The organism is Brevibacillus sp. FSL K6-0770, from assembly GCF_038000275.1.
Lineage (GTDB): Bacteria > Bacillota > Bacilli > Brevibacillales > Brevibacillaceae > Brevibacillus > Brevibacillus parabrevis.
The window spans coordinates 1-7,500 of record NZ_JBBOBQ010000001.1; the positions used below are offsets into that span (position 1 = coordinate 1).

Genomic DNA, 7,500 nt, shown 5'->3' on the forward strand with positions numbered 1-7,500 from the left:
TTGGATGCAGCGATTAGCGAACTATGGCGCAAAGTTCTCGCCAAGATAGAAAAATCGCTAAGCAAACCAAGTTTCGATACCTGGCTCAAAGCAACCAGGGCAACCACCCTGGAAGAGGATGCACTGATCGTCGTGGCGCCCAATGACTTTGCGAGAGATTGGCTCGAAACCCGGTACGCTCAACTGATTACCGATACACTATATGAAGTGACAGGTATCAATATGAAGGTAAAATTCGTCGCCCTGCAAAATCAGGATGCCACATTTGCCGAGGAACAACCTACCCCACGGGTGAAAATGAGCGCTCCGCCCACAGCAGCGGATGACCAGCCACCCAGCATTTTGAATCCCAAGTACACCTTTGACACTTTCGTTATCGGTGCGGGAAATCGTTTCGCTCATGCCGCTTCGCTTGCAGTCGCAGAAGCTCCTGCCAAAGCTTACAATCCCCTCTTCATTTACGGAGGAGTCGGACTTGGCAAAACCCACTTGATGCACGCAATTGGCCATTATGTTATCCAACACAATCCATCGGCAAAAGTGGTCTATTTGTCGTCCGAGAAGTTTACCAATGAGTTCATCAACTCCATTCGGGACAACAAGGCCGTCGAATTTCGCAACAAGTACCGGAGTGTAGACGTTCTTTTGATTGATGACATTCAGTTTTTGGCTGGCAAGGAGTCGACGCAAGAGGAGTTTTTTCATACGTTCAACGCTCTGCACGAAGAGAGCAAACAGATCATCATTTCCTCCGACCGGCCTCCAAAAGAGATCCCGACGCTGGAAGACCGGCTTCGCTCCCGCTTCGAATGGGGACTGATTACCGACATCCAGCCGCCTGATCTGGAGACGCGGATTGCCATTTTGCGCAAAAAAGCGAAGGCAGAAAACCTCGACATTCCGAACGAAGTAATGGCTTACATCGCGAATCAAATCGACAGCAACATCCGCGAGCTGGAAGGTGCGCTGATCCGTGTTGTCGCTTACTCTTCCTTGATCAATCGCGACATTGATACGCAGCTTGCTGCCGAAGCTTTGAAAGACATCATTCCGTCTTCTCGCCCGCGCGTGATTACCATTATGGACATTCAGCGTGCTGTCGGAGAAGCTTTCAGTCTGAAGCTGGAAGACTTCAAAGCGAAAAAGCGGACCAAAACCGTCGCTTTTCCTCGCCAAATCGCCATGTATTTGTCTCGGGAGCTGACAGACGCCTCCTTGCCAAAAATCGGCGACGAATTTGGCGGACGCGACCATACAACTGTCATCCATGCGCATGAAAAAATCTCGCGGGCACTGGCAAGTGATCCGCAGATGCAAACTACGATTCAGTCGCTCATTGAAAAGTTAAAAGCAAACCACTAAACCTGTGCATAACGCAAAAAGCCTATACACAACTTACCCACATGTGTATAGGCTATCTTTTACGTTATCAGTCCACATATCCACAAATCCACAGGCCCTATTACTACTTCTGTTAAAAAGATATATCCTAATAAGTTATGATAAAGACGCAGCCATTATGCATAGTCCATTAAAAAAATGGCGCAGATAGAGGGAGGATCACGTTGATGCATATTACCGTTCAGCGAGACAAGCTGTCTAACGCCGTGTCACATGTCAGTAAAGCCGTTTCCAGCCGAACAACCATTCCGATTTTGACCGGGATTAAGATAAAAACAGATGACGAGGGGCTTACTCTGACTGCAAGCGACTCGGACGTATCCATCGAAGTACAGATTCCTTTGGAAGAAGCGGGAGAATGGGGAGTAACGATCCATCAGCCTGGAAGCATCGTTTTGACAGCTCGCATTTTCAGCGAAATCGTCCGCAAGCTGCCAAGCAACGAAATCCATATCCAGGTAGACGATCGCCTTGTTACCCAAATCCGTTCCGGACAAGCAGAGTTCACCATCAACGGAATGGATGCCAGCGAGTATCCGCAATTGCCGCATCTGGAAGAGGATAAAGTATTCAGCGTTCCCTGTGACTTGCTAAAAGCAATGATCCGTCAGACTGTTTTTGGCGTATCCACTTCTGAAATGCGCCCGATTCTTACTGGATTGATGTGGTCCCTGGAACAAGGCAAGCTTCGTTTTGTTGCGACTGACAGTCACCGTTTGGCCAGCCGTACTGCCATGGTAGAATGCCCGGATGACCTTTCCTTCCACAACGTAGTCGTACCAGGAAAAAGCTGCAACGAATTGGTAAAAATCTTGGATGATGACCAAAATCCTGCTGATATCGTCGTAGCCGACAATCAAATTTTGGTGAAGTCCAAGCACATTTTGTTCTATTCGCGTTTGCTGGAGGGAACTTATCCAGACACGACCAGAATCATTCCACAAGGAAGCAAAACAGAGATCACTGTCAGCACCAAAGAATTTTTGCAGTCGATCGAGCGCGCTTCCTTGCTCAGCCGCGAAGGCAAATCCAATGTGGTCAAGCTCGTTACGCTGCCGGATGGCACTGTAGAGATCACCTCCAACGCTCCTGAAATCGGGAAAGTAACGGATATTTTGAGTCCGAAAGCGATGGAAGGCGAAGAGCTGAAGATTTCCTTCAACGCCAAATACATGATTGACGCTTTGCGTGCGATTGACAGCTCCGAAATCAGAGCCAGCTTTACTGGCCCGATGAGCCCGTTTGTCATTCGTCCGACGGACCACGATTGGATGCTGCATTTGATCTTGCCAGTCCGTACTTACTAGGGTTTTTTCGTAAAAAAGTTCTTTTTCGTAAAAGAAAGGAGCCAAGCCATGCGTGAGGTTTCCATCAACACCGAATACATTGCTCTCGGCCAATTTTTAAAGCTGGCTGACGTCATCGATACCGGAGGCATGGCCAAAGCTTTTTTGGCAGAGGTGCCGATTCAAATCAATGGCGAGCTGGACAACAGACGAGGCCGCAAGCTATATCCTGGCGATGAAGTGGCGATTGAAGGCCATGGCCGCTTTCAAGTGGTACGCCGCTGAGAGGAGAGCGTGATTCTTGTTTCTCAAGAACCTGTCGCTTACCAACTATCGCAACTATTCATCCCTGTCCTTGGATTTTGATGGCCCCATCCAGTTGTTTATTGGCAACAACGCCCAGGGGAAAACAAATGCACTCGAATCGATATACGTTCTGGCTCTGGCCAAATCCCACCGTACGCCCCGAGACAAGGAGCTGATTACGTGGGATGCCGATTTCGCCACGATCCGTAGCGATGTTCTTCGTCGCTACGGTTCTGTTCGTTTGGAGCTGCAGTTGACAAGCAAAGGAAAGCGGGCCAAAATCAACGGGATGGAGCAGCAAAAGCTGAGCGCCTATGTGGGAGCCTTGAACGTAGTCATGTTTGCGCCGGAGGATTTGTCCATTGTAAAAGGGGCACCCGCTCAGCGCAGACGTTTTATTGACATGGAAATCGGCCAGGTATCGCCCACTTATCTGTATTATTTAAGCAATTACAACAAAGTGCTGGCGCAGCGGAATCAACTGCTGAAGGACTTGGCGATGAAAAAAAGCCATTCGCTGGAAATGCTGGCAATTTGGAATACCCAACTAGCCGATTTAGCGGTAAAATTGTTGAGGAAGCGGTTTGAGTTTCTTCGCAAGCTCCAAGTATGGGCGCAGGAGATCCATACGGGCATTACCAATGGCCGGGAGAAGCTTTCCTTGCACTATGTAAACTCATCGCCAGTTACGGAAGAAATGTCGGTCGAGCAGGCTGTTGATACAATGCTGGCTGCCTATGAAGAGGTTCGCGACCGGGAAATCATGCGCGGAAGCACCTTGATCGGACCGCATCGCGATGATTTTTCACTCAAAGTGAACAACATGGATGTCCAAACGTACGGTTCACAAGGGCAGCAGCGCACGAGCGCACTGTCCATCAAACTGGCCGAAATCGAACTGATTAAAGAAGAAGTGGGGGAATACCCCGTTCTTTTGTTGGATGATGTCTTGTCAGAGTTGGATGAACATCGGCAAACCCTGTTACTCGAAACCATTCAGGATCGGGTTCAGACGTTTGTGAGCACGACAGGTGTGGAAGGCTTAAAGCATCAGGTTCTCCAGCAAGCCTCTCGTTTTTACGTGAAGGAAGGGACAATCTCGGGAGAAAGGTAGGGATCAGGGATGTTTATTCACATTGGTGGAGATACTGTGGTGAGCACAAAGGAAGTCATTTCCATCCTCGATCATCAAACCGTGAAATCCTCGAAGGTCAACAAGGCTTTCTTGCAGGAAAAGCGGAAGACGATCGTCGACCACAGCGTAGAAGAAACAAAATCGTATGTAATCACCAAGGATGCCATTTACTGTTCACCTATTTCTTCTCTGACGCTAAAGCGACGCGCTCAGTTCGTGGACAGCTTGGATCAGTTTCCCTTTGTACAAGCTGAAGTGGAGGAGTTGACAGAGTAGTGGATCAAGTGACGACGAACGATACAAACTATGATGCGAGTCAGATTCAGGTTCTGGAAGGGCTGGAAGCGGTTCGGAAACGCCCCGGCATGTATATCGGCTCAACCAGCAGCCGCGGTTTGCATCACCTGGTATGGGAGATTGTCGACAATGCCATCGATGAGGCGCTTGCCGGTTATTGCGACAACATCTTGGTGGTCATTCATCCGGACAACTCCGTATCTGTAACTGATAATGGCCGGGGAATCCCAACCGGCATCCACGAGAAAACCGGGAAGTCGACAGTAGAAACGGTTTTAACTGTCCTGCACGCCGGCGGAAAATTTGGCGGCGGCGGATATAAAGTTTCCGGCGGTCTTCACGGGGTAGGTAGCTCGGTTGTAAACGCGCTATCCGAGTGGATGGAAGTAGAAGTAAAGCAGAACAATCAAATTCACTATATGCGTTTTACGGTCGGCGCACCTGTTGCTGATCTTGCTGTTATTGGCGAGACAGAAGAGACGGGAACAAAAGTCACGTTCAAGCCAGACCCGACCATCTTTACAGAAACAACCGTTTTCGAATACGACATTTTGCAAAAACGTATTCGCGAGCTTGCTTTCCTCAACAAAGGACTGCGGATTACGCTGAAAGATACCCGTCCCGAACAGGAAAAGGAAGAATCGTTCCACTATGAGGGCGGTATTGTTCAGTTTGTGGAATATTTGAATAAAAACCGCGAAGCGCTGCACGAAGAAGTCATTTATTGCGAAGGGGAGAAAGACGGCCTGCTTGTTGAGGTTGCCCTGCAATACAACGACAGCTACGTGAGCAATATTTATTCTTTTGCCAACAACATCAACACGCATGAAGGCGGTACGCACGAAACCGGGTTCAAGACAGCTCTTACCCGCGTGATCAACGACTACAGCCGCAAATTCAATCTCCTCAAGGAAAAGGATGCAAACCTGTCCGGGGATGATGTGCGTGAAGGGATCACGGCGATTATTTCGGTGAAGATCCAGGAGCCTCAGTTCGAAGGGCAAACGAAAACAAAGCTCGGCAACTCGGAAGCGCGCAGCATTACCGAGTCCGTGTTTGGCGATCGTTTCAGCACCTTTATGGAGGAAAACCCTGGCGTAGCGAAAAAAGTGGTCGAGAAGGCCCTGATGGCTTCGCGTGCCCGTGAAGCTGCCCGTAAAGCCCGGGAAATGACTCGCCGCAAGAGCGCGCTCGAAGTCAGTGCTTTGCCGGGTAAATTGGCCGACTGCTCTTCCAAGGACGCTTCCGAATCCGAACTGTTCATCGTTGAGGGAGACTCTGCGGGCGGTTCTGCGAAGTCTGGCCGCGATCGTCACTTCCAGGCGATTCTTCCTTTGCGTGGAAAAGTGTTGAACGTAGAAAAGGCGCGCTTGGACAAAATTCTCGGCAACAACGAAATTCGCATGATCATTACGGCGCTCGGCACAGGGGTGGGCGAAGACTTCGACATCACCAAAGCGCGCTACCATAAAGTCGTAATCATGACGGACGCCGACGTGGATGGCTCACATATCCGTACGTTGCTGTTGACGTTCTTCTATCGCTACATGCGTCAGCTCATCGAAGCGGGGTATATTTATATTGCGCAGCCGCCGTTGTACAGCATCAAGCAGGGCAAAACGCTGCATTATGCTTACAACGACAGGCAGCGGGATGAAATACTCGCTACCCTGAAGACTACACCAAAGCCAAATGTGCAACGTTACAAAGGGTTGGGTGAGATGAACGCGGACCAATTGTGGGAAACTACAATGGACCCGGAGATGCGTACACTCTTGCAAGTTGACCTGGAAGACGCCATGGATGCCGATATGGTGTTTGAGACGCTCATGGGCGATGAAGTAGAGCCGCGCAGAGAGTTTATTGAGCAATACGCAGCGACTGTCAGAGATTTGGATATTTAAGATCCTTGATGGCTCCATATAGACATTGATTGCAGGAAGGCTCAGCTATGAAACAGGTGTGGAAAAGGCTTCTACCACGCTGTTTTGCGGATCGAAGCGGGTTTTTCGCTGGCTTTTTCGTAGCTGAGCCAGCCTTCTTGCAAAAAATTCACTTTTACCCGATAAAAAAATCAAAAATTCTATTGCAATGAATAAAAATCTATGCTAGATTAAAGATCCAGGAAGCGATACGGGCCTATAGCTCAGTTGGTTAGAGCGCACGCCTGATAAGCGTGAGGTCGGCTGTTCGAGTCAGCCTAGGCCCACCACTTACATAAGGCGATAGCAGCAAAATCAAGATCGCTTACCCATTTGAAAATGGGGCTGTAGCTCAGTTGGGAGAGCGCCTGCCTTGCAAGCAGGAGGTCATCGGTTCGATCCCGTTCAGCTCCACCATAGACTCCTAAAGGCAATTGGCCTGGATATTGTATTGTTCCTCGGTAGCTCAGTTGGTAGAGCAATCGGCTGTTAACCGATCGGTCGGCGGTTCGAGTCCGTCCCGAGGAGCCATATCACGCTCCTGTAGCTCAGTCGGTAGAGCGTTTCCATGGTAAGGAAGAGGTCGCAGGTTCGATTCCTGTCGGGAGCACCAGATTATTAAAAAGCACGGCCCGTTGGTGAAGCGGTTTAACACAGCAGCCTTTCACGCTGTCATACAGGGGTTCGAATCCCCTACGGGTCACCTATGAATCCCAACTACTTTGTTGGGTCCCTGACAAAAGTCGGGGAGTACGGAGGCTTAGCTCAGCTGGGAGAGCATCTGCCTTACAAGCAGAGGGTCGGCGGTTCGATCCCGTCAGCCTCCACCATTATTACAAAATGATTATTAATATGGAGCTGTGGTGAAGTTGGAGTTCACGCCGGTCTGTCACACCGGAGGTCGCGGGTTCGAGTCCCGTCAGCTCCGCCATTATTCAAACTAATGGTGGCATCTCATATGCACGAGGCTCGGTAGCTCAGTCGGTAGAGCAGAGGACTGAAAATCCTCGTGTCGGCGGTTCGATTCCGTCCCGAGCCACCATGAAATAATCAAATATGCCGGTATAGCTCAATTGGTAGAGCACCTGACTTGTAATCAGGGGGTTGTGGGTTCAAGTCCTATTGCCGGCACCACCTTTAATTTTCAGTTGAT

6 protein-coding genes and 9 tRNA genes are annotated in these 7,500 nt (G+C 49.6%); all 15 read left to right on the plus strand.

Annotated features, from left to right (window positions below; genetic code table 11):
* The 15 genes from dnaA to NST23_RS00075 all read left to right on the plus strand — a co-directional run bounded on the left by dnaA (position 1) and on the right by NST23_RS00075 (position 7,481).
* Entirely contained in the window at positions 1-1,362 is a 1,362-nt protein-coding gene (dnaA, locus tag NST23_RS00005) for a chromosomal replication initiator protein DnaA (RefSeq protein ID WP_340962933.1), read from the plus strand.
* Between the two features lie 206 nt (positions 1,363-1,568).
* Positions 1,569-2,708 (plus strand): DNA polymerase III subunit beta, encoded by a 1,140-nt coding sequence (gene dnaN / locus NST23_RS00010; RefSeq protein ID WP_122962225.1) that lies wholly within the window; start codon positions 1,569-1,571, stop codon positions 2,706-2,708.
* Positions 2,709-2,756: 48 nt separating this feature from the next.
* Positions 2,757-2,972 (plus strand): S4 domain-containing protein YaaA, encoded by a 216-nt coding sequence (gene yaaA / locus NST23_RS00015; protein ID WP_063231699.1) that lies wholly within the window; start codon positions 2,757-2,759, stop codon positions 2,970-2,972.
* 16 nt (positions 2,973-2,988) lie between these two features.
* Positions 2,989-4,107 carry a DNA replication/repair protein RecF gene (gene recF / locus NST23_RS00020; RefSeq protein WP_173597195.1) on the plus strand — a complete coding sequence of 373 codons (1,119 nt, stop codon included), beginning with the start codon at positions 2,989-2,991 and terminating at the stop codon, positions 4,105-4,107.
* 9 nt (positions 4,108-4,116) lie between these two features.
* Positions 4,117-4,404 carry an extracellular matrix regulator RemB gene (gene remB / locus NST23_RS00025; protein ID WP_122962223.1) on the plus strand — a complete coding sequence of 96 codons (288 nt, stop codon included), beginning with the start codon at positions 4,117-4,119 and terminating at the stop codon, positions 4,402-4,404.
* Positions 4,405-4,412: 8 nt separating this feature from the next.
* Positions 4,413-6,329, plus strand: coding sequence for a DNA topoisomerase (ATP-hydrolyzing) subunit B (gene gyrB / locus NST23_RS00030; RefSeq protein ID WP_370641116.1), 1,917 nt, complete (start codon positions 4,413-4,415; stop codon positions 6,327-6,329).
* Positions 6,330-6,560: 231 nt separating this feature from the next.
* Positions 6,561-6,637: transfer RNA gene (locus NST23_RS00035), tRNA-Ile, on the plus strand.
* Between the two features lie 51 nt (positions 6,638-6,688).
* Positions 6,689-6,764: transfer RNA gene (locus NST23_RS00040), tRNA-Ala, on the plus strand.
* A 38-nt stretch (positions 6,765-6,802) separates the two neighbouring features.
* Positions 6,803-6,878 (plus strand) — tRNA-Asn (locus NST23_RS00045).
* Positions 6,879-6,884: 6 nt separating this feature from the next.
* Positions 6,885-6,960 (plus strand) — tRNA-Thr (locus NST23_RS00050).
* Positions 6,961-6,976: 16 nt separating this feature from the next.
* Positions 6,977-7,050, plus strand: a tRNA-Glu gene (locus NST23_RS00055).
* 51 nt (positions 7,051-7,101) lie between these two features.
* A tRNA-Val gene (locus tag NST23_RS00060) sits at positions 7,102-7,177 on the plus strand.
* 24 nt (positions 7,178-7,201) lie between these two features.
* Positions 7,202-7,278, plus strand: a tRNA-Asp gene (locus tag NST23_RS00065).
* 35 nt (positions 7,279-7,313) lie between these two features.
* Positions 7,314-7,389: transfer RNA gene (locus tag NST23_RS00070), tRNA-Phe, on the plus strand.
* A 16-nt stretch (positions 7,390-7,405) separates the two neighbouring features.
* Positions 7,406-7,481: transfer RNA gene (locus NST23_RS00075), tRNA-Thr, on the plus strand.
* Positions 7,482-7,500 lie beyond the last annotated feature (19 nt).